This is a genomic window from Streptomyces sp. NPDC036764, assembly GCF_055609385.1.
The window spans coordinates 1-21,056 of sequence record NZ_JBVJPT010000020.1; the positions used below are offsets into that span (position 1 = coordinate 1).

Genomic DNA, 21,056 nt, shown 5'->3' on the forward strand with positions numbered 1-21,056 from the left:
CCCGGTTACATTCCGAACCCGGAAGCTAAGCCTTACAGCGCCGATGGTACTGCAGGGGGGACCCTGTGGGAGAGTAGGACGCCGCCGAACAAATTTTAGGAAAGGCCCACGCCGTTATGGCGTGGGCCTTTCTGCGTTTAGGGTCAGATGTATGCGCTATGACCTGGTGATCTTCGACAATGACGGCGTGCTCGTCGACAGCGAGCCCATTTCCAACCGGCTTCTCGCCGCGTACCTCACGGAGCTGGGGCACCCGACGTCGTACGAGGACTCCATTCGGGACTACATGGGCTCGGCCATGCACCGGATTCACGACCTGGTGCTGGAGCGGACCGGGCGGCGGCTGCCGGAGGACTTTGACGACGTCTTCCATGCTCGTGTGTTCGACGCGTTCGAGCGGGAGTTGAAGGCCGTGCCCGGTGCCGTGGAGGTGCTGGAGAAGCTCGGTGGTGACGGGGTGCCGTACTGTGTCGCGTCCTCCGGAAGCCATGACCGGATTCGGGTGGGGCATCGGACGACGGGGCTCGACCGGTTCTTCGATGAGGGGCGGGTCTTCAGTTCGCAGGATGTGGGGCGAGGGAAGCCGGCGCCGGATCTGTTCCTGCATGCCGCCGAGCGGATGGGGGTGGCGCCGGCGCGGTGTCTGGTCGTCGAGGACAGTCCGCTGGGGGTCCAGGCGGCCGTAGCCGCAGGGATGGATGTCTACGGGTTCACCGCCATGACGCCTGCCGCGAAGCTGGCCGGGGCCACTCAACTCTTCTCCGACATGAGGGAGTTGGCTGACCTGCTCGTGTGATGCGGGGCGGTGGCGGGGTGCTGACATTTGTCATGCAGAGGGCTGGACGATCGTTTCTACCGGGGACCCGGCGCCGGACGCGAAGCTGAGTGCATGACGACGAACACGGGGACCACCAAGGAAAACAGCACCAACCGTCGCAGCGTGCTGCGGAACTTCGCGCCGCTGCTCATCGATGTCGCGGTGCCCATCGGGGCGTACTACCTCCTGAAGAACGGCTTCGGGATGAGCACCCTGATGGCGCTCGCGCTGAGCAGCGTCGTGCCGGCCGTGCGGACGGGGTGGGGCGTGCTGAAGTCGCGTGAGGTGAACGGGATGGCCGCTCTCATCCTCTTCGTGAACGTCGTGTCGCTGCTGCTGAGCTTCGTGGCCGGTGACCCGCGGCTGGTGATCGCCAAGGACAGTGCGGTCAGCAGCACGATCGGGATCGGGATCCTCGTCTCCGTGGCGCTGGGCAAGCCGATGATGACCGCCGGCATGAAACCCTGGGTGGTGAAGGGGGACTCCGGGCGGGAGGCCGCCTGGGGGCGGCTGCACGCGGGGTCGGCGCGGTTCCGGCGGGCCGAGCGGATGTTCTCGCTGGTGTGGGGTGTCGTACTGCTCGCGGAGTGTGTGGTGCGGGCTGTGGGGGCGTACACCCTGCCGGTGGACACCATGGTGTGGGCCGGCAATGTGATCATGCTTGTCGCCATGGGACTGGGCTTCGTGGTCGGCGGTGCGCTGGGCGCGGGTCCGATGGCTGCCATGGTCATCGCCGAGGCCAAGTCGAACGCGGACTCGCAGGAGCCTGCGGAGGACGGCCGGTCCGGCGAGGTGCTCGGGGCCGGGCTCGCGGCCCGTGACCTCGCCCTCGCCGATGTGCCGTCCGTCGATCTGACGCCCGCCGATCTCGCGCCTGCCAAATAAAGCTGAGGAAAATTCATCTTTGGCTGGATCTACCCACCGGTACGCCGGGGCCCTACGCTCGCCGCCATGACAGATGTGCTGCGGCGCGGTAGGGCCTCGTTGGCGTTGAGCTTCTTCGCTCAGGGTGTTGCGTTTGCCCTGCTAGTGACGCGGATTCCGGCCATTCAGGACCGGTACGGCGTCTCAGACGCCCTGTTGCCCGCGTTCCTGGCGGCCGTGCCGGTCCTCGCGGGTGTCGGCAGTGTCGCCACCGAGCGGCTGGTGAAGCGAATACCGCCGAGCCGGGTGCTGCGGTGGTCCCAGCCCGTTGTGCTCCTGGCGCTGCTCGGGGTCGGCGCGGGGGAACGGATGGTCGAGCTGGGCGTGGCGCTGGCTGCGTTCGGGCTGGCCGTGGGGGCGTTGGACGCCTCGATGAACATGCTCGGGGTGAGCCTGCAGCGGTCGTACGGGCGCAGCATCATGCTCAGCTTCCACGCGGCGTACAGCCTGGGCGGGATCGTGGGGGCCTCGCTGGCGTGGGTGGGGGCGCACTGGGATCTGGCGCTGTTCGTGTCGTATCTGCCGGTCGTCGCGGTGTTGTTGCCGGCGGCGCTGGTGGGGAGCCGGTGGTACGTCGACGGGGGCGGCGGTGACGAGGTCGTGCCGGAGGCATCGGGCGAGCGCGGGCCCGTCGTCTTCAAGGTGCTGTTGCCGCTGTGTCTGGTGATGACGTTCGCGTACATCGGGGACTCGACGGTCTCCAACTGGAGCGCGAAGTACCTCCAGGACGTGCTGGGCAGTTCGGAGCAGTTGGCGACCGTGCCGTACAACGTCTACATGGTGACCACGCTGGTGGGGCGGGCCATCGGGGACTTCGGGGTGCGGCGGTTCGGGGCCGTCGTGGTGGTGCGGGGCGGGGCGCTGGTGGCGGCGGCCGGCTTCGCGGTGGTGGCCTCGGCGCCGGGGGCCCCGGTCGGGATGCTGGGGTTCACGCTGGTCGGGGTGGGGCTGTGTGTGCTGGTGCCGCAGACCTTCGCGGCGGCCGGGCGGCTGTTCCCGGGGGCTTCGGATGCGGCCGTCGCACGACTCAATGTCTTCAACTATGTGGGGTTCTTGATCGGATCGCCGTTGGTGGGGGCACTGGGCGACGCGTGGAGCTATCGCGGGGCCATGCTCGTGCCGATGGTGTTGGTGCTGGTGACGCTTGTGTACGCCCGTTCGTTCGCTGCTCAACCGGACCGATACGGTGACGGGCATGAGCGGCCGCGCACAGTTGATGTGGGACGAGGCAGTAACGGGCTATGACTTCGGTCCGGAGCACCCGATGGATCCGGTCCGGCTTGCCCTGACCCGGAGACTCGTCGATGCCTTCGGGCTCGACCGGGACATGGACGTCGTCGCGGCCAAGCCGGCCGGGGAGTCGACGCTGCGGCTCGTCCACCGGGAGGACTACATCGAGGCCGTGAAGGCGGCGTCGGCCGAGCCGGCGGCGGCGGACCAGTCGTACGGGCTCGGCACCGTGGACGATCCCGCGTTCGCCGGAATGCACGACGTGTCGGCGATGATCGCCGGGCAGTCGGTCGGGGCCGCGGAGGCGGTGTGGCGCGGGGAGGCGCTGCACGCGGTGAACTTCGCGGGCGGGCTGCACCACGCGATGCCGGGCGGTGCCTCGGGCTTCTGCATCTACAACGACGCGTCGCTGGCGATCGCGCGGCTGCTGGAGCTGGGTGCCGAGCGGGTGGCGTACATCGATGTCGACGTGCATCACGGGGACGGGGTGCAGGCCGCGTTCTGGGACGACCCTCGGGTGCTGACGATCTCGCTGCACGAGCACCCTCGCACGCTGTTCCCGCAGACCGGGTGGCCGGAGGAGACCGGGGCGCCGAGCGCCGAGGGGTCGGCGGTGAACGTGGCCCTGCCGGCCGGTACCGGGGACGCCGGATGGGTACGGGCGTTCCATGCCGTGGTGCCGGAGCTGATCGCGGACTTCCGGCCGCAGGTGCTGGTGACTCAGCACGGCGCCGACACCCACTTCGAGGACCCGCTGGCGCATCTGGCGGTGTCGCTGGACGCGCAGCGGGCCGTACAGGTGGCCTGTCATGACCTGGCGCACGAGTACGCCGACGGCAAGTGGGTCGCCCTGGGCGGTGGCGGTTATGCCGTGGTGGAGGTCGTGCCACGGTCGTGGACGCATCTCGTGGGCATCGCCGCGGGCCGGCCGATCGAGCCCGAGGCGATGATCCCGGAGAGCTGGCGGCAGGAGGTCTTCGCGCGGACGCGGCAGCTCGCGCCGATGCGGATGACCGACGGACGGTGGCCGGTGTCCTATGCGGACTGGGAGTCGGGGTACGACCCCGGGGACCGGCTGGACCAGGCCGTACTGGCGGCCCGGCGGGCGGTGTTCCCGCTGCGGGGGCTGCTGCCGTAGCGGCGTCCGCGCCGGCGGGAACGCCGGGTCGGTTCAGGCGCAGAGGCCCTGCACGCTGTTGTAGTAGATGTCGACCGTGCCGCTCCACTCGAGGCACTGTGCGTTGAAGTCCGAGGTGTCCAGGTACACCGGGCCGGCGTAGGACGAGAAGGAGCCGTAGTCCCGCTCGGGCTTGCCGGAGGAGGGCGCGGTGTCGAGGGTGACCTCCATGAACATGCGGGTGCCGGGGTTGGTGCGGACGAGCACGGCGCAGTGCTGCTGGGTCTCGCGGCTGTAGGCGACGTACACGGTGCCGATGGTCTTCCGCGCCGAGTCGCGGATCTCCGTCCAGTCCTGGACGTAGTAGCCGGCGCCGCACTTGCCGTTGTAGGCGCCGGCGGTGGTGGCCGCCGATGCCGGGGCCGTCGTGGCCAGCGCGCCGCCCAGGGTGAGGGTGGCGAGGGCGGCGGCGGTGGCGGCTGTACGACGGGTCAGCTTCATGGTGTTCCCCCTGTGATGGTGGTCGATGTGCGCGACGCCCGGTACGTGGGTGACGCGGGTCAACTGGCTTTCGCCGCACACGTGTTGTGAGACCAGGGACCCCGTCCGACGGTTGTGGGCGGTTTTGTCGCTGTTCAGTCACCGCTGTCACAGCGGTCGTTACGCCAACTGTGCGGTGTTTCCCCGTTCCGTAGGCATTCGTCCGCCCCTTCGGCCACCATCGCTGACGTGTTGAGCACCGGTGCCCTGCGCGCCCATCTCCTCGCCGCGCGCCTTGCCGGGCCCGTGGCCACCTCCCGTGAGGAGAGCCTGCGCAGTTACCGGCTCTTCGCCGCCCGGGATCCTCGCGTGCTGCTCGGGCTCGATCCCGAGGGGGTCTGGGGGCAGCGTGAACTGATTGCGTTGATGGCAGAGAAGTGTGGGGTTTCGGCCGATCCGCACCATATTTCTGGCCAGGATGTGATCGATCCAGAGCTGACTCTGACCGCTCTGGATGCCTTTGCGGAACGCCTCGCGGCAGCCGCCCAGCGCAGAGCACCCGTCCTGCTCGGCACCGGACACCCCCACCGACTGCTCGGGTTCTACGCCGCGCTGGCGGACGCGTTGTCGGCGGCGGGGTGTACCGTCCTCACCCCCGCGCATGGTCGCAGTGTCGACATAACGACCCGGTTCGGCCTACGCACGTACAACCTTGCCTACGTACGAGGAGTCGCGCTGGTGCGGGAACCCGGCGCCTGTTGCCCCGGTTGTGAGCCCGGCGCACACACGCACTCACCCCTCCCGGTTCGTACCGCGCTGGCTGCCGCGGCGGAGGCCGGCGGGCCCATGCCGGAGCTGGTGATCGGGGATCACGGATGGGTCTGCGGGGCAGGTCAGCTAGGGTTTGAGGCCATTGGTCCGGCCGATACGAATGACCCCGCGCTCTTTGTGGGGCAGGCCGAGGGGTCCGTGTCCGTCGTCGTTCCACTTGATGACGCTGTGCGGTCTGATTACTACCGACCGCTTACCCGCTACGTACTCAATCGAGCGTGTCTGTCACAGTAAGGCGCCGATGCCATCCCCTCTTCCCCACTCGCATCACACGCCCCTACATTGGGGAGTGAGCACGCAGCGACGAAGAGTCACCGGAAGGGGAAGCCGGTGGCCGTCGAGTGCGGAAGGTTCAGGTGTGTCATGGCTGCAGCAGGCGAGAGGCCTCTGAACGAGGTTCAGTTCCTTACCGTGGCGGAAGTCGCCTCGGTGATGCGAGTGTCGAAGATGACCGTGTACCGGCTGGTGCACAGCGGTCATCTGCCCGCGATCCGTGTGGGGCGGTCGTTCCGCGTCCCGGAGCAAGCGGTTCACGAATACCTCCGCGAGAGCTACGTGGGGGTGGAAACCGCCTGACGGCAAAGGGTGAGAGGGGATCCTCAGGGCTGTTCAGGATTCCCTCTCGCCTCCTCGATTACGACCTCAGCGCTCGGACGGGTAGGCTAGCCCCTCGTAGGTCGTATGGGCCCATGGCGCCCAACGCCGAGTGATGAGAAGTGAGCGAGGGTAGTCGTGGGCTCTGTTATCAAGAAGCGGCGCAAGCGGATGGCCAAGAAGAAGCACCGCAAGCTGCTCAAGCGCACGCGCGTTCAGCGTCGCAACAAGAAGTAAGCAGCGACGCCGCGAAAGCAGCGTGATTGTGGCCCCCCACCACACCGGTGGGGGGCCACACGCGTATCGAGGGCGGTGTGCGAAGGGCCGAACTCTGTGCGTATGCCTGGACATATGACTGACCCATACGGTCGTACGCAGGGAATTCTCGTCACTTCGTGCATTGGGCGGTCATCACAGCGCAACATCGACCCGCTAAGTTGGCCGCACACGGGGAACTCGGCAGGGGTACGAGTGCTGGAAGGAAGGCGCTGATCTTGGGCAAGGTCGTGCTCGTGACCGGAGTGGCCCGTCAACTGGGGGGCCGTTTCGTGCGGCGGATCCAGCGTGACCCCCAGGTGGACCGGGTGGTGGCCGTGGACGCGGTCCCGCCCGAGCATCATCTGGGCGGTGCCGACTTCATCCAGGCCGACATCCGCCAGCCCACCATCGCGCGGGTGCTGGCGGAGAGCGGCGCGGACACCGTCGTGCACATGGACGTGACCGGAACCGCGCTGGGCAGCGGCAGCCGGACCACGGTCAAGGAGACCAACGTCATCGGGACCATGCAGTTGCTCGGTGCCTGCCAGAAGTCCCCCACCGTCAAGCGCCTCGTGGTGAAGTCCAGTACGAACGTCTATGGCTCGGCGCCTCGCGACCCGGCCGTCTTCACCGAGACCACCCCGCCCAAGTCCCTGCCCAGCGGCGGCTTCGCCAAGGACGCCGTCGAGGTCGAGGGCTATGTGCGCGGGTTCGCCAGGCGGCGGCCCGACGTCGCCGTGTGTGTGCTGCGGTTCGCCAACATCCTCGGCCCCTCCGCGGACACGCCGCTCGCCTCGTACTTCTCGCTGCCGGTGCTGCCGACCGTGTTCGGCTACGACCCGCGGCTTCAGTTCGTCCACGAGGACGACGTGATCGAGGTACTGCGCATCGCCTCGCACGATCCGGAGCGGGGCACGCTCAACAGCGGGACCTTCAACATCGCCGGCGACGGCGTTCTGCTGCTCTCGCAGTGCTCCCGGCGGCTGGGCCGCCCGACCGTGCCGCTCCTGCTCCCCGCGGTCACCTGGGCGGGCTCCCTGGTGCGTACGCTGGGCATGTCGGACTTCTCGCCGGAGCAGATCCGGTTGCTCACCCACGGCCGGGTGGTGTCCACGGACCAGATGCGAGAGACGCTCGGATTCAAGCCGAAGTACACGACGGCGGAGACCTTCGCGGAGTTCGCGCGCAGCCGCGGACCGGGTCTGCTGCCGCCGGAGGCCCTTGCGGGGGCCGTCGACCGGATCGCCGCGCTGCCCGTCCTGGGCGGCGGCCACCCCCCGACGCAGAGCGCCAACTGAGGAGCGCATCAACGATGGCGGACGCCAAGGTCATTCCGTTCGACGACGACCGGTCCCGCGGGAGCGCCGTGCAGCGGCCGTCGCGGCGCCGGAGCGCGGGGAGCCGGCGCAAGAACGGTGAATCCGCGCTGGTACGCGAGGTCCAGCCCCTCCCCGGACGGTCCTTCACGCAGGATGATGTTCCTGTGACACGTGAGGAACAGCCGCCCCAGCAGCCCCAGGACGACGGCGGCCTGGAGCGGCGCATCGCGAGCGGCCTGGCCTTCCTGCGCCGCCGCCTCACCGGGGACTACGACGTCGACGACTTCGGGTACGACGAGGAGCTCACCGACCAGGTCCTGATGTCCCTGCTGCGCCCGGTGTACGAGAAGTACTTCCGGGTCGAGGTGAAGGGCGTCGAGAACATCCCGTCCGAGGGCGGTGCGCTGATCGTCGCCAACCACTCGGGCACGCTGCCGCTGGACGGCCTGATGATGCAGGTCGCCGTCCACGACCACCACCCGGCGGGCCGCCATCTCCGGCTCCTCGCGGCGGACCTGGTCTTCGTCCTGCCGGTGGTCAACGAACTCGCCCGCAAGCTGGGCCACACCCTGGCCTGCGCCGAGGACGCCGAGCGGCTGCTCGGGAAGGGCGAGTTGGTCGGGGTGATGCCGGAGGGCTTCAAGGGCATCGGCAAGCCCTTCGGCGAGCGCTACAAACTCCAGCGCTTCGGCCGCGGCGGCTTCGTCTCCACGGCCCTGCGCAAGCGCACCCCGATCATTCCGTGCTCGATCGTCGGGGCCGAGGAGATCTACCCGATGATCGGCAACGCGAAGACGCTGGCCCGTCTGCTGGGCTTCCCGTACTTCCCGCTGACGCCGACCTTCCCGTGGCTCGGCCCGCTCGGCGGGATCCCGCTCCCGACGAAGTGGACGATCCAGTTCGGCGAACCGATCCTCACGGACGGCTACCCGCCGGAGGCCGCCGAGGACCCGATGCTGATGTTCAACCTGACCGACCAGGTCAGAGAACAGATCCAGCACACGCTGTACAAGCTGTTGGTGCAGCGAAGGTCGGTCTTCTTCTGACCGGAGAAACGTTTGTACGACGATGGGGGCGCCCCTTGTGCGAGGGGCGCCCCCATCGTCGTGATGCCGATTCCGCGTCGGCCTAGTTCGCGTCCTCGCCCTCGATGCCCAGGCCGGGCAGGAGGCCCGGGAGCAGGGGCGGGAGGGTCACGGCGGGCTCGCTGGTGGGGGTCGGGGTGGACGATGACGAGCCGGAGCTGCCGGTGTCCTTCGGCGGGTCGAGGAGGCCGCCGGTGTTGCCGCCGAGCAGGCCCTCGCCCTCGCTGCCCGAGCTGTCCGCCGAGTTGCTCGGGCGGCTGGAGCGGTGCCCGTCGGAGGAGCCGCTGCCGCCGGCGCTGGGCCGGGCCGACTTGTCGGAGCCGGACGTACCGGTGGAGGCCGATCCGGAACCGCCGTGCCGCTTGCCCTCGCCGCTCTGGGCCGGCTGCTCCGGAAGCAGGGACTCCAGCGGGGCGACCTCTTCGTCTATGGCGTCGAAGACCGACGACACCTCGTCGCCGACGTCCCCGAGCTGGAGGGGGAGCCGGTCGCGGAGGTTGCCCCACACCGCCCGGTGCGAGCGGGAGAAGGCGGAGAGGGCCTGGATGGGGCCCAGGGAGTCGGGGTCGCGCTCGTACGCCTCGCGCAGCAGCCGGTGGCCCTCGGAGGCGTCGTGCCGCATGCCGTACAGAGCGCGGCGGATCTCCGCCATCGACTCGTGGTCGAGCTGTCCGCCACGGTCGCGCTCCATCAGCCGCCGGGCCTCGCTCAGCCGGGTCGATGCCTGGTCGAGGTAGCTGCGCCCGCGCTCGTCGTCGCCGTCGGCCAGGACGTTGAGCTTGAAGTCCTCGATGCCGCGTTTGAGGCCGTACAGGGAGTCGCCGGGCAGGGCGTCGGAGCTCGCGGCGGCCACCCCGCCGAAGGCTCCCGCGGCGACACCGACACTGAGCCCGCCGGCGGTGAGGCCCTTGGCGAGCCGTGAGCGCGGCCGCAGTTTGCCCAGTGGGGACGCCCGGTGAGCCCCTCGGCCCCGTTCCGAACGCTGCCCGGGCAGGGCCGGGCCCGCCTCGCCGCCCGCTGTGCCCTCCTGGAGCATGGCCTCCATCGCGGCTACAAGCTGGGCCCGCTGGACCACCTTGACCTCGGGGTCGAGCTCGGGCTTGGGCAGTTCGCCGAGACTCTCGGTGAGGGTCAACAGGTGACCCTGCTCCGTGTGTTCCGCAGCAGCCTCTGCCGGTGCCGATCCATCGGGCTGCTCGGCCGCCGAACCCCGGTCGGTCAGCTCGTCCAGGGCCTGGGCGAAGGCGTTCGCCCGCCGGTGTGCCGATACGTTCGCGATCACTGGCGGCACCTCCTCTCGTGATGACGGTCGACTCCCCAGGGGGTCCTGAGGGTTGCACGCCCTGACCACTTGCACACGATCGAGTGATCGAAGTCGGCCAGGGAGTGACCACAGGGAGCCTGCATCCCGCACAACGAGCGGCTTGGCACTTGGGTTACGGACTGCCGGTGAACGGACCGCGAAGTCAACAGACTTTCACCGACGGTGAGTTGGAGGTTGCGGAGAGTGTCGGGTCGGTGCCGGTGACGCGTCAGCGCGCGTCGTCCGGCAGCAGTCGGGCGAGGGTGCGGACGGCCCGGTACTGCAGGGTTTTGATGGCGCCCTCGTTCTTGCCCATGACGCGGGCCGTCTCGGCGACGGAGAGGCCCTGGAGGAAGCGGAGGGTGACGCACTCCTGCTGCTGGGGGTTGAGTCGCCGTACGGCATCGAGGAGTGCGGCGTTGGAGAGGGACTCCAGGACGGAGTCCTCGGGGGAGCGCTCGACCTCGTTGGCGTCGAGCATCTCGCCGGTGGTCACCTCCAGCCGGAAGCGGCTGGACTTGAAGTGGTCGGCGACGAGGTTGCGGGCGATGGTGACGAGCCAGGCGCCGAAGTCCCGGCCCTGCCAGGTGAACGTGCCGATGCGTCGCAGGGCCCGCAGAAAGGTCTCGCTGGTGAGGTCCTCGGCGGTGGCCTTCCCTCCGACGCGGTAGTAGATGTAGCGGTACACGGTGTCGCTGTACTGGTCGTACAGCCGGCCGAACGCGTCGGCCTCGCCGGCCTGTGCGCGTTCGACGAGATCCATCATTCGAGCGCTGTCGCTGTCCGCGGCAGGCCGGCGCGCGGTCGTCGCGCCGGCCGAACGTCCCCGTCTGCCGACTGCGGCGCCGCCGTCGGCGAGCGCGTAGCAAGGGCCTACGGGTGCGGCGGTTACGGCGAGGGCAGGGACGGCGTACGCGGTGGGGACGAAGCCGCGCAACAGGTCCTGGACCGTTGCGCGCAGCGTAGCCAGGCCCGAGGCGTCAACCCCGACGTGTGGGTACACGGGACTCCCAGAGGCAGAGCTTCCATCACGTGCAGTGCGGAACCATTCACCCGTCGTAGCGACGGAGAGGTACCGGTTTGCGTCTGAGGAGAATAACGCTTCGTGCAGGCACTGCTACGCCCAGTTGCTCAAATCACCGATTGCGTCTCTTCTGTAACCGATTGACGCCCGATCAAGTGCCGCAGAGTGACCGTTTGTTGATCGAATACGTCCGCGTTCCGGCTGACTCCAGGGCGTGTTGTGGCCGTGTGCAGCCAAGGGGACTGGACAGGGAGTCGCGCGGGTATGGGGTGCCGATTGGCCTGCCGGCCCGGGCGCGCCCCCGATTGGGCCCAGAACGGTCGGTCGCCGACGGCCCGGCCCGTCACACCCGGTACGCGCTGCGCGAGCCGCCGCCACCCGGCAGCGGCCCGCCCGGGCGTTTCAGCGGCGGCGCCTGTGCAGGGCGATCGCGGCCGCTGTGCCGCCGGCCACCGCGCCCACGCCGGCTGCTGCCGGGATGCCGACCTTCGCCGCCTTTCGGCCGGTGCGGTAGTCGCGCAGGCGCCAGTCCAGTCGGCGGGCGTGTTTGCGCAGCTTGGTGTCCGGGTTGATGGCGTAGGGGTGGCCGACCAGGGAGAGCATCGGGATGTCGTTGTGCGAGTCGCTGTACGCCGCGCAGCGGGCGAGGTCCAGGCCCTCCGCCGAGGCCAGCGCGCGGACCGCCTCCGCCTTCGCCGGGCCGTGCAGCGGCTCGCCCACCAGCTTGCCCGTGTAGACGCCGTCCACCGATTCGGCCACCGTGCCCAGGGCCCCGGTGAGGCCGAGGCGGCGGGCGATCACCTGGGCGATCTCCACCGGCGCCGCGGTCACCAGCCACACCTTCTGGCCCGCGTCCAGGTGGGCCTGGGCGAGGGCCCGGGTGCCCGGCCAGATGCGCTCGGCCATGTACTCGTCGTAGATCTCCTCGCCGATCGACATCAGCTCGGAGACGCGGTGGCCCTTGACGATGGACAGCGCGGAGTCGCGCGCGTCCTGCATGTGTTCCGGATCCTCGACGCCCGCCAGCCGGAACCACGCCTGCTGCCAGGCGAACTTCGCCAGGTCGCGGGTCTCGAAGAACTTCCGCTTGTACAGGCCCCGACCGAAGTGGAAGAGGGCGGCACCTTGCATCACGGTGTTGTCCAGGTCGAAGAAGGCCGCGGCCTCCTCGTCGCCGAGCACCGGGAAGTCCGGCTCGGCCTCCGAGGACTCCGAGACCTCCGTCGCCTCCTGCGAGGACTTGCGCGCAGCCTCTGCCGAGGCCTCGCCAGCCAACACGCTCCGCGCCGTGGCGGAGCGCCTACGGGGAGTGAGCCATCCAAGAGCGGCCATGACCGTGAGCATAGCCAGTCTGTTCGGTGCTTCCGGAGTCGAGAGGTTTGAAGGTTGTGAACTCTCCGCGACCGCGCAGTTAAACAGCGTGGTCGGGTGACGGCCGGTCATCCGGGCGCCGGCGCGCGAGAATGGCTGACATGAGCCCCCTCTTTCGTCGCGCCACGGCCAAGTCGCCCCAGGACCGGCTGGTGACCCTCATCGGTAAACCCGACTGCCATCTGTGTGATGACGCACAGAGTGTCGTCGAGAGGGTCTGCGGCGAGCTGGGGGTTCCGTGGGAGTGGAAGGACATCGCTCAGGACCCCCAACTCCACGACCAGTACTGGGAACAGATCCCCGTCGTCCTCGTCGACGGAGCCCAGCACACCTTCTGGCGCGTGAACGAGGATCGCCTCCGCAAAGCACTGACCGGGTAGTCCAAAGTCCTCCGGAATCGGCTTAGGATCGACGGCGACTTGGTCTCGGGGGCGGGGATCTATGAGGAGAGTGTGGGACTTTGCCCCCAAGAGTTGAGGAACGGTGGTGCGTATGCGCCGGTTCCACACCAGTGCGCCGGGCGTGCGTGAGCCCGGTCACGTTGGGCGGGCAAAACGGACACCATCTTTGTGCACGCGTTCACAAAGACATAGCCTGCATTCGACGGGGCGGTCTAGGTACGTGTGACCGCCTGCCCCCCCGCTCTACCCGCAGGAGCACCGTGGCAACTGGCCGAACTCACCGACCGGCGACCCGTAGCCGAGGGATTCCCGAGGCCACCGTCGCCCGGCTTCCGCTGTACCTCCGAGCCCTGACCGCACTGTCGGAGCGCTCGGTGCCCACGGTCTCCTCCGAGGAGCTCGCGGCCGCGGCGGGGGTCAACTCCGCCAAGCTGCGCAAGGACTTCTCATACCTCGGGTCGTACGGAACACGCGGTGTCGGCTATGACGTCGAGTATCTCGTCTACCAGATCTCCCGCGAACTCGGGCTGACCCAGGACTGGCCGGTTGTCATCGTCGGTATCGGTAACCTCGGCGCCGCCCTCGCCAACTACGGCGGGTTCGCCTCCCGCGGCTTCCGGGTGGCCGCGCTCATCGACGCCGACCCGGCCATGGCCGGCAAGCCCGTCGCCGGGATCCCCGTGCAGCACTCCGACGACCTGGAGAAGATCATCCAGGACAACGGCGTGTCGATCGGCGTCATCGCCACCCCCGCCGGTGCCGCCCAGCCGGTCTGCGACCGGCTCGTGGCCGCCGGCGTCACCTCCATCCTGAACTTCGCGCCGACCGTGCTGACCGTCCCGGACGGCGTCGACGTGCGCAAGGTCGACCTCTCCATCGAGCTGCAGATCCTCGCCTTCCACGAGCAGCGCAAGGCCGGCGAGGAGGCCGCTCACACCGACGGCACCGGACCGGCCGCCGTCACCCGCGAGGGGTCCGGCGACTCCACCGACCAGGGACCGGACGGGGACGTACCCGCCGTGATGCCGGCATGAGTCTGCTCGTCGTGGGGCTGAGCCACCGCAGCGCCCCGGTCAGCGTCCTGGAGCGGGCCGCGCTGGGCGCGGACGCCCAGATCAAGCTGCTTCAGGACACGGTCGCCGCCGAGCCCGCCACCGAGGCCGCGGTGCTCGCCACCTGCAACCGCATCGAGCTGTACGCCGACGTGGACAAGTTCCACGCCGGTGTCGCCGAGCTGTCCACGCTGCTCGCCCAGCACAGCGGAGTGGGCCTCGACGAGCTCACGCCCTACCTGTACGTCCACTACGAGGACCGGGCCGTCCACCATCTGTTCTCGGTGGCCTGCGGGCTCGACTCCATGGTCGTCGGCGAGGGCCAGATCCTCGGGCAGATCAAGGACTCCCTCGCCAAGGCGCAGGAACTGCACAGCGCCGGACGGCTGCTGAACGACCTGTTCCAGCAGGCCCTGCGCGTCGGCAAGCGCGCCCACTCCGAGACCGGAATCGACCGCGCCGGCCAGTCCCTGGTCACCTTCGGCCTGGAGCAGTTGGCCGAGGGCACGGACGTCACGGCGTGGGCCCGCGGCAAGAAGGCCCTGGTCATCGGCGCCGGCTCGATGTCCTCCCTGGCCGCGGCCACGCTCGCGCGGGCCGGGGTCGCCGAGATCGTGGTCGCCAACCGCACCCAGGACCGCGCCGAGCGCCTCGCCGAGATCCTGACGGCGGCGGACGACACGGACGTGCTGGCCCGCGCGGTACCGATGGATTCGGTGCCGGTCGAGCTGACACGTGCCGACGTCGCCGTGTCCTGCACCGGCGCGACCGGCCTCGTCCTCGCGGCCGAGGAGGTCGCCGCCGCGGTGGAGGGCCGTACCGGCCGGCCGGTCGCCTTCGACGCCGGGAGCGGCGGTCGTACGGCTGACAAGGCACCCGCCCCCAGGGCGCACGCCGACGGAGTCGACGTACGGCAGACCCCGCTGCCGCCCACCAGCGTCGGCACCGACGAGAACTGCCCGCTTGACGTCGCCGCCGTGCAGGGAGGTTTCTCTGTGCTCGGCGAGGCCGCCGTCGCCGGTATGGACGCGGCCACCCTGGAGCAGCACGCGGCGTGGGCCGCGGGCAGCGCCGTCGACCGGCGTGAGTCCGCCCGGCGCAGCCCCGAGGCCGACGCCGAGCTGATCACCGCGCTCGCCGCGACCGCGGCCACCGTCGGCCGCATCCCCGAGCGCCGCAAGCCCGAGCCCGTCGCCGAGGTGCCCCGGCCCGCGCCTGCGCTGTCGCTCCTCGACCTCGCCATGCCCCGTGACATCGACGCGGCCGTGCACCGGCTGGCCGGGGTGCGCCTGGTGGACATCGAGTCGCTGGCGGAAGCCTCCGCCGACGCTCCGATGGCGGCCGACGTCGACCAGGTCCGCCGTATCGTCGCCGACGAGGTCGCGGCCTTCGGGGCGGCGCAGCGGGCCGCGCACATCACGCCCACCGTCGTCGCGCTGCGCACGATGGCCGCCGATGTCGTGGCGAACGAGATCGCCCGTCTCGAGGGCCGTCTGCCGGGCCTCGACGACAAGCACCGCAGTGAGATCACGCAGACCGTCAAGCGCGTGGTCGACAAGCTGCTGCACGCCCCCACCGTGCGGGTCAAGCAGCTCGCGGCCGAGCCCGGCGGCGCCGGGTACGCGGACGCCCTGCGGACCCTGTTCGACCTCGATCAGGAGACGGTGGCCTCCGTCTCCCGCGCCGAGGACAGCACCGAGAAGAACCGAGGCCCACGATGACTCAGCAGGCACTACGGCTCGGCACCAGGCGCAGCAGGCTCGCCATGGCCCAGTCCGGGCAGGTCGCCGAAGCGGTCAGCCAGGTGACGGGACGCCCCGTCGAACTCGTCGAGATCACCACGTACGGCGATGTCTCGCGCGAGGCCCTCGCGCAGATCGGCGGCACCGGCGTGTTCGTCACCGCCCTGCGCGACGCGCTCCTCAAGGGCGAGGTCGACTTCGCGGTGCACTCGCTCAAGGACCTGCCGACCGCGCAGCCCGCGGAACTGGCCCTGGCGGCCGTCCCCGAGCGCGAGGACCCGCGCGACGTGATCGTCGCCCGGGACGCCCTGAAGCTCACCGACCTGCCGCGCGGCGCGCGCATCGGTACGGGTTCGCCGCGCCGGATGGCGCAGCTCAACTCGTACGCGCGCAGCCACGGGCTGGACTTCGAGACGGTCGCGATCCGCGGGAACGTCGACACGCGGATCCGGTACGTGCGCGACGGCGAGCTGGATGCGGTGGTGCTGGCCGCGGCCGGCCTGAGCCGTATCGGCCGCATCGACGAGGTGACCGACTTCCTGTCGGTCGACACTGTTTTGCCCGCCCCCGGCCAGGGGGCACTGGCGATCGAGTGCACCGCGGACAACGCGGACCTGATCGCCGCGCTCGGCGAGCTCGACGACCCCTTCACCCGGGTCGCCGTGACCGCGGAGCGCTCACTGCTCGCCGCCCTGGAGGCCGGCTGCTCCGCCCCTGTGGGCGCGCTGGCCGACCTGCTGGCCGACGGGCAGATTGTCAAGGAAATGCGCCTGCGCGGCGTCGTCGGCACGACCGACGGCACGCGGATGGTGCAGCTGTCCACCACCGGTCCCGTGCCCGAGACGCACGACCAAGCGCTGGCGCTCGGTCGCGAACTCGCTACCGAGATGCTTGCCCAGGGCGCGGCCGGTCTGATGGGGGAGCGAGCACAGTGAGCCCCACCACCCTTCCCGCCGGCCTTGAACACGGGCACGTCACCTTCCTCGGTGCCGGACCCGGGGATCCGGGGCTGCTGACTCTGCGCGCCGTCGAGGCGCTGGCGAACGCCGACGTGCTCGTCGCCGAGCACGAGGTGCTCGACGTCGTGCGCCAGCACGCCAGAGCCGGCGTCGCCGAAGTGCACACGGATCCGGGTCCCGATTCGGACGCCGCCGTGGGCACAGGCACGCCTCAACTAGCGGTTGTTGACGGCGCGTCAACGACCGCTGGGCTACCCGCGGTGCGGGATGCCGCACATCTTGTCATGGAGGCCGCGCGCGGCGGCAGGCGGGTCGTGCGTGCGGTGTCCGGGGATCCCGGGCTCGACACGTACGCCACCAACGAGATGCTCGCGTGCGCCGCGGCCGGTGTGCCGTTCGAGGTCGTACCGGGTGTCGCCGCGGCCGTGGGCGTGCCCGCGTACGCCGGTGTGCCGTTGCGCGACGCGCAGGGCGCGGACGTGCGGTTCGTCGACGCGCGCACCGCGTCCGACCGGTGCTGGACCGAGGTCGGCGCATCGGACGGGACCGTGGTCGTCTCGACGACGCTGGACTCCGTGGGCGCGGCCGCCGGAGAGCTGGTGTCCGCCGGACGCAAGCCCGATACGCCTCTGACGGTCACCGTCGCCGGTACGACGACCCGGCAGCGGACGTGGACCGCGACGCTGGGCACCATCGCCCAGACGCTGAAGCAGGCCAAGGTACTGCCCTCGCCGGAGGGCGGCCGGCCGGTGATAGCCGTGGTCGGTGAGCGTTCCGCCGCAGCACAGCGCGACCAGTTGTCGTGGTTCGAGTCCAAGCCGCTCTTCGGGTGGCGGGTGCTCGTGCCGCGTACGAAGGAGCAGGCGGCCTCGCTCTCCGACCAACTGCGGTCGTACGGGGCCGTGCCGCACGAGGTGCCGACGATCGCCGTCGAACCGCCGCGCACGCCCCAGCAGATGGAGCGGGCCGTCAAGGGGCTCGTGACCGGACGGTACGAATGGATCGCCTTCACCTCGGTGAACGCGGTCAAGGCCGTGCGGGAGAAGTTCGAGGAGTACGGGCTCGACGCCCGTGCGTTCGCCGGGATCAAGGTCGCGGCGGTGGGGGAGCAGACCGCGAAGGCGCTCATCGCCTTCGGCGTGAAGCCGGACCTGGTGCCGAGCGGGGAGCAGTCGGCCGCGGGGCTGCTGGAGGACTGGCCGCCTTACGACCCGGTCTTCGACCCGATCGACCGTGTGTTCCTGCCGCGGGCCGACATCGCCACGGAGACCCTGGTGGCCGGGCTCATCGAGCTGGGCTGGGAGGTCGACGACGTCACGGCCTACCGGACCGTACGCGCCTCGCCGCCGCCGGCGGAGACCCGGGAGGCGATCAAGGGGGGTGGCTTCGACGCCGTTCTCTTCACGTCGTCGTCCACCGTGCGCAACCTCGTCGGGATCGCCGGCAAGCCGCACAACGTGACCGTGATCGCCTGTATCGGTCCCGCCACCGCGAAGACCGCCGAGGAGCACGGGCTCCGGGTGGATGTGATGGCTCCCGAGCCGTCCGTGCACAAGCTGGCGGAGGCGCTGGCGGACTTCGGGCTGCGGCGGCGTGCCGCGGCGGTCGAGGCCGGGGATCCGGTGACTCGGCCGAGCGAGCGCAGGCCCGGGGCTCGGCGCAGGCGGTCGACCACCTAGGCAGGGGAGTCGCGGGGGGGGGGGGGGGGGGGGGGGGGGGGTGCGCGCCCCCCCCCCCCCCCCCCCGACCCGTACCCCGGTGAAAGTCAGGCGTGGGACGACACCGTGTGGCCGAAGCTGAGCAGGTTGGACGGGTCGTAGGTCGACTTGTCCTTGCACAGGCGGTCGTAGACCTCGGGGCTCCAGGCCCGGGCACGGTCGGCTTCGTCACCGGGGGTGCCGTGGATGTTGACCATGGTGTGACCCGTGCCGTAGGGGGCCATGGCCGTGTGCAGGGCTGCCGTGGCGGCTTCTACCGCCTCGGCGGCGGGTGGAGCGGCCAGGACGGCCACCGTTTCCAGGAAGTAGTCCGCGTCCCGGGCGCAGATCGCGTCCTCCAGACGGGCGGGGCGGGCCAGAGCACCTCCCATGTGCCGGATCTCCACCAGCAGCAGGGGGCAGTCGGGGACCTCGGGGCCGACCTGGGCGAGGAACGCGCCGATGGCGTCCGGGGTCAGGTCGCGCAGCAGGGCGCAGGACTCCCGGGCGGGGAGCGGGTCCTGGGGTTCCATGTAGACGCGGTCCATCGCCGCGTACGGCATTTCCTCCACCGTGTCGACGGTCACCGGTGCGGCCGAGCGGATCGGGGACAGGAGCTCTTCGCCCGTCTTCGGGTCGCCGGTCCAGGTGACCGCCACCCTGGCCCAGAAGCCGCCGCGCAGGGGCTCGGGGATCTGGGGGATGGGCGGCAGACGCAGCAGGCTGAACGCCGTGCACATCTCTTCCGGGACCTCGTGCGTCCAGTCGGCCCAGGCCGTCAGGAGGGCCTGAGCGTGTTCGCCCGGGCAGTAGATGCCGCCGCCGAGGAGGGTGGCGAGGGGGAGCAGTTCGAAGGTCAGGGAGGTGACCACTCCCACGTTGCCCTTGCCGCCGCGCAGCGCCCAGAACAGCTCGGGTTCGTGGTCCGGGTCGCACTCGCGCAGCGTGCCGTCCGGCGTGGCCACCTGGAACGAGCGGACGAGGTCGGCCGCGTAGCCGTAGGTGCGGCCGAGGACCGGGAGGCCGCCGCCCAGGGTGTAGCCGACCACACCGGCGTCCGTCGAGGTGCCGCAGAGTGCGGCGAGGCCGTGGGGTGCGGCGGCGTCCAGGACGTGGCGCCACTTCGCTCCGGCCGCGGCGGTGGCCAGACGCCGGTCCGGGTCGATGCGTACGTCGGTCATGCGGGCCGTGCTGATCAGCAGGCCGTGGTCGATGGGGAAGTTCGCCCCGTGGCCCGTCGCCTGGATCGCGACGGGGGTGTTCGTGGCGGACGCCCAGCGCAGGGCTGTCACGACGTCGTCGGTGCCGGTCGCGCCCACCACGACGTCGGGGGCGTGCAGCGCCGCCAGGTTGAAGCCGGTGACCTCGTCGGCGTAGCCGTCGTCGCCGGGGCGCAGGACCGGGCCGTGGATCTCGGAGAGGGCGAACAGGTCGGGGGTGTTGTGATGGGTGCTGGTCATGGCGTCCTCCGAGGTGCGCGTACGGAGGGTCCGTGCTTTCGGGGCCTCTTTCAGGATGGCCCCGCAGCCCCGAAGCGCGCATGCGGGGCCGTCACCGTCCCGACGGCCAGTCGGCAAAGGTGCTGCCGGGGCGGGCGTAGCGTAGGTGGCATGACGACGTACGGATCCTTTCCCGGTACTCGGCCGCGGCGTCTGCGGACCACTCCCGCCATGCGGCGCATGGTCGCCGAGACCAGGTTGCACCCCGCCGACTTCATCCTCCCGGCCTTCGTGCGCGAGGGCGTGAGCGAGCCCGTGCCGATCACCGCCATGCCGGGCGTCGTCCAGCACACGCGGGACAGCCTGAAGAAGGCGGCGCTGGAGGCCGTGCAGGCCGGGGTCTCCGGGATCATGCTCTTCGGGGTGCCCGAGGACGAGAAGAAGGACGCGCTCGGGACGCCGGGGACCGATCCCGACGGGATCCTCCAGGTCGCCATCCGCGACGTGCGCGCCGAGGTGGGCGACGACCTCCTCGTGATGTCCGACCTGTGCCTGGACGAGACCACCGACCACGGGCACTGCGGTGTGCTGGACGCCGAAGGTCGCGTCGACAACGACGCGACCCTGGAGCGCTACGCCGAGATGGCGCAGGTGCAGGCCGACGCCGGGGCCCATGTCGTGGGCCCCAGCGGCATGATGGACGGGCAGATCGGCGTCGTCCGTGACGCGCTCGACCAGATCGGGCGGGAGGACGTCGCGATCCTCGCCTACACGGCCAAGTACGCCTCCGCCTTCTACGGGCCCTTCCGTGAGGCCGTCGCCTCCTCGCTCCAGGGCGACCGCAAGACGTATCAGCAGGATCCCGCGAACGCCCGGGAGTCGATGCGTGAGCTGGCCCTCGACCTGGAGGAGGGCGCCGACATGGTGATGGTCAAGCCGGCCGGCCCCTACCTCGACATCCTGGCGCGGGTCGCCGACGCGGTGGACGTGCCGGTCGCCGCCTATCAGATCTCCGGCGAGTACTCGATGGTCGAGGCCGCCGCCGAGAAGGGCTGGATCGACCGGGACCGGGCGATCTTCGAGACGCTGACCGGCATCAAGCGGGCCGGCGCGCGCAACATCCTCACCTACTGGGCGACAGAGGCCGCGCAGAAGCTGGGCCGCCAGTAACCGCGGCGCACCTGGGGACCGTCACCGTCCGTCCGACGGCGGTGGTGGCGCGGGCGCGGTGGCCTTGGGGCTCGTCGGGGTCGACGGGCCCTCGTCGCGCAGGCCCTGGCCGTCCTCGCACGCGGTGAGCGTGAGCGCGGCGACCGCCACCAGCGTGGCGGCGAGCAGCCGGGCCCGGGAACGAGGGGGGTGTGCGGACGCGGACATCGTGCGGCCCTCTCCATGGGTGGGGGTTGGGGTCGG

21 protein-coding genes and 1 rRNA gene are annotated in these 21,056 nt (G+C 70.4%); 16 read left to right on the forward strand and 6 right to left on the reverse strand.

What is annotated here, in order from left to right; translation table 11 throughout:
* The 5 genes from rrf to ACZ69Q_RS41905 form a co-directional block, all read left to right on the forward strand.
* A 5S ribosomal RNA gene (gene rrf / locus ACZ69Q_RS41885) occupies positions 1-90 on the forward strand; the annotation flags it as partial.
* 61 nt (positions 91-151) lie between these two features.
* The gene (locus ACZ69Q_RS41890) at positions 152-796 is read left to right on the forward strand and encodes an HAD family hydrolase (protein WP_471053213.1); all 645 of its coding nucleotides are present in this window, start codon (positions 152-154) and stop codon (positions 794-796) included.
* A 93-nt stretch (positions 797-889) separates the two neighbouring features.
* Complete coding sequence (locus ACZ69Q_RS41895) at positions 890-1,702, forward strand: VC0807 family protein (protein WP_471053216.1); 813 nt, start codon at positions 890-892, stop codon at positions 1,700-1,702.
* A gap of 66 nt (positions 1,703-1,768) precedes the next feature.
* Positions 1,769-2,986, forward strand: a complete 1,218-nt coding sequence (locus ACZ69Q_RS41900) for an MFS transporter (protein ID WP_471053219.1) — start codon at positions 1,769-1,771, stop codon at positions 2,984-2,986.
* Complete coding sequence (locus ACZ69Q_RS41905) at positions 2,937-4,109, forward strand: acetoin utilization protein AcuC (protein WP_471053222.1); 1,173 nt, start codon at positions 2,937-2,939, stop codon at positions 4,107-4,109. The genes ACZ69Q_RS41900 and ACZ69Q_RS41905 overlap by 50 nt, the downstream gene beginning before the upstream one ends.
* Before the next feature lie 33 nt (positions 4,110-4,142).
* Here the strand turns inward: ACZ69Q_RS41905 and ACZ69Q_RS41910 are convergent, their stop codons facing one another.
* Positions 4,143-4,589 (reverse strand): hypothetical protein, encoded by a 447-nt coding sequence (locus ACZ69Q_RS41910; RefSeq protein WP_471053225.1) that lies wholly within the window; start codon positions 4,587-4,589, stop codon positions 4,143-4,145.
* 228 nt (positions 4,590-4,817) lie between these two features.
* On the opposite strand from ACZ69Q_RS41910, the gene ACZ69Q_RS41915 reads away from it, so the two are divergent.
* The 5 genes from ACZ69Q_RS41915 to ACZ69Q_RS41935 all read left to right on the forward strand — a co-directional run bounded on the left by ACZ69Q_RS41915 (position 4,818) and on the right by ACZ69Q_RS41935 (position 8,616).
* Positions 4,818-5,633 carry a phosphatase gene (locus ACZ69Q_RS41915; RefSeq protein WP_471053228.1) on the forward strand — a complete coding sequence of 272 codons (816 nt, stop codon included), beginning with the start codon at positions 4,818-4,820 and terminating at the stop codon, positions 5,631-5,633.
* Between the two features lie 129 nt (positions 5,634-5,762).
* A complete protein-coding gene (locus tag ACZ69Q_RS41920; protein WP_004984898.1) occupies positions 5,763-5,975 on the forward strand; it encodes a helix-turn-helix domain-containing protein in 213 nt (70 codons plus the stop codon).
* Positions 5,976-6,131: 156 nt separating this feature from the next.
* Positions 6,132-6,230, forward strand: a complete 99-nt coding sequence (locus ACZ69Q_RS41925) for a 30S ribosomal protein bS22 (RefSeq protein ID WP_003948845.1) — start codon at positions 6,132-6,134, stop codon at positions 6,228-6,230.
* Positions 6,231-6,487: 257 nt separating this feature from the next.
* Positions 6,488-7,549 carry an NAD-dependent epimerase/dehydratase family protein gene (locus ACZ69Q_RS41930; RefSeq protein ID WP_471053230.1) on the forward strand — a complete coding sequence of 354 codons (1,062 nt, stop codon included), beginning with the start codon at positions 6,488-6,490 and terminating at the stop codon, positions 7,547-7,549.
* 14 nt (positions 7,550-7,563) lie between these two features.
* Entirely contained in the window at positions 7,564-8,616 is a 1,053-nt protein-coding gene (locus tag ACZ69Q_RS41935; RefSeq protein ID WP_471053233.1) for a lysophospholipid acyltransferase family protein, read from the forward strand.
* An 82-nt stretch (positions 8,617-8,698) separates the two neighbouring features.
* On the opposite strand, the gene ACZ69Q_RS41940 is transcribed toward ACZ69Q_RS41935, so the two are convergent.
* From ACZ69Q_RS41940 to ACZ69Q_RS41950, 3 genes are all read right to left on the reverse strand, one after another.
* On the reverse strand, positions 8,699-9,937 hold the full coding sequence (locus ACZ69Q_RS41940; protein ID WP_471053235.1) for a DUF5667 domain-containing protein: 1,239 nt from the start codon (positions 9,935-9,937) through the stop codon (positions 8,699-8,701).
* Positions 9,938-10,187: 250 nt separating this feature from the next.
* Entirely contained in the window at positions 10,188-10,961 is a 774-nt protein-coding gene (locus ACZ69Q_RS41945) for an ECF subfamily RNA polymerase sigma factor, BldN family (RefSeq protein WP_471053238.1), read from the reverse strand.
* A 423-nt stretch (positions 10,962-11,384) separates the two neighbouring features.
* Entirely contained in the window at positions 11,385-12,314 is a 930-nt protein-coding gene (locus tag ACZ69Q_RS41950) for an HAD family hydrolase (RefSeq protein WP_471053241.1), read from the reverse strand.
* A 131-nt stretch (positions 12,315-12,445) separates the two neighbouring features.
* On the opposite strand from ACZ69Q_RS41950, the gene ACZ69Q_RS41955 reads away from it, so the two are divergent.
* From ACZ69Q_RS41955 to ACZ69Q_RS41975, 5 genes are all read left to right on the forward strand, one after another.
* A complete protein-coding gene (locus tag ACZ69Q_RS41955; RefSeq protein WP_471053244.1) occupies positions 12,446-12,733 on the forward strand; it encodes a glutaredoxin family protein in 288 nt (95 codons plus the stop codon).
* Between the two features lie 281 nt (positions 12,734-13,014).
* Positions 13,015-13,788: a redox-sensing transcriptional repressor Rex gene (locus ACZ69Q_RS41960; protein ID WP_471053247.1), complete on the forward strand. Its 774-nt coding sequence runs from the start codon at positions 13,015-13,017 to the stop codon at positions 13,786-13,788.
* Complete coding sequence (locus ACZ69Q_RS41965) at positions 13,785-15,527, forward strand: glutamyl-tRNA reductase (protein WP_471053249.1); 1,743 nt, start codon at positions 13,785-13,787, stop codon at positions 15,525-15,527. The genes ACZ69Q_RS41960 and ACZ69Q_RS41965 overlap by 4 nt, the downstream gene beginning before the upstream one ends.
* Positions 15,524-16,483 (forward strand): hydroxymethylbilane synthase, encoded by a 960-nt coding sequence (hemC, locus tag ACZ69Q_RS41970; protein WP_471053251.1) that lies wholly within the window; start codon positions 15,524-15,526, stop codon positions 16,481-16,483. Before ACZ69Q_RS41965 ends, hemC begins: the two co-directional genes overlap by 4 nt.
* A complete protein-coding gene (locus ACZ69Q_RS41975; RefSeq protein ID WP_471053254.1) occupies positions 16,480-18,186 on the forward strand; it encodes a bifunctional uroporphyrinogen-III C-methyltransferase/uroporphyrinogen-III synthase in 1,707 nt (568 codons plus the stop codon). Before hemC ends, ACZ69Q_RS41975 begins: the two co-directional genes overlap by 4 nt.
* 86 nt (positions 18,187-18,272) lie before the next feature.
* On the opposite strand, the gene ACZ69Q_RS41980 is transcribed toward ACZ69Q_RS41975, so the two are convergent.
* Entirely contained in the window at positions 18,273-19,664 is a 1,392-nt protein-coding gene (locus tag ACZ69Q_RS41980; RefSeq protein ID WP_471053256.1) for an FAD-binding oxidoreductase, read from the reverse strand.
* A gap of 150 nt (positions 19,665-19,814) precedes the next feature.
* On the opposite strand from ACZ69Q_RS41980, the gene hemB reads away from it, so the two are divergent.
* Complete coding sequence (gene hemB / locus ACZ69Q_RS41985; RefSeq protein ID WP_471053258.1) at positions 19,815-20,813, forward strand: porphobilinogen synthase; 999 nt, start codon at positions 19,815-19,817, stop codon at positions 20,811-20,813.
* A gap of 21 nt (positions 20,814-20,834) precedes the next feature.
* Here hemB and ACZ69Q_RS41990 read toward each other — a convergent pair whose 3' ends face one another.
* Positions 20,835-21,020, reverse strand: coding sequence for a hypothetical protein (locus tag ACZ69Q_RS41990; RefSeq protein ID WP_471053261.1), 186 nt, complete (start codon positions 21,018-21,020; stop codon positions 20,835-20,837).
* Positions 21,021-21,056: the final 36 nt, after the last annotated feature.